This window comes from Sphingomonas sp. CFBP 13603 (assembly GCF_014892665.1).
Lineage (GTDB): Bacteria > Pseudomonadota > Alphaproteobacteria > Sphingomonadales > Sphingomonadaceae > Sphingomonas.
This window is the reverse complement of record NZ_JADBIA010000036.1, coordinates 1-272: the sequence shown is the minus strand read 5'-3', so window position 1 is coordinate 272 and position 272 is coordinate 1. Positions and strand designations below refer to the sequence as shown.

Annotated in this window: 1 protein-coding gene; it reads left to right on the top strand. The window is 59.6% G+C overall.

Features of this window, described 5'->3' with window-relative positions:
- Window positions 1-81: 81 nt before the first annotated feature.
- Window positions 82-272: hypothetical protein (locus IFR23_RS20075; protein ID WP_206759269.1), on the top strand; the 191-nt coding region annotated here is incomplete at its 3' end.

Here is a 272-nt window from a genome sequence, read left to right as displayed (position 1 = left end):
ATGTCAAATACGGGTCGTCTCGACCCAATCACCGTGCTCTCGCACGGCGAACCGTTTCTCTTCATCTCTAGGTTGTGGCTGATGGTGCGTATCTCGCGAGCCCGTCAGTCGCAGCGAAGCTGCGCCTTGTGGGCGCGCTTCTCGGCGCTGGCCGTTCTTGGTGACGTGCGCAGCAGCTTTGCTGCTTCGTCTCGTCACCTGCGAAATGGTGGAGCCTATCGGGATCGAACCGATGACCTGATGCTTGCAAAGCAACCGCTCTCCCAGCTGAG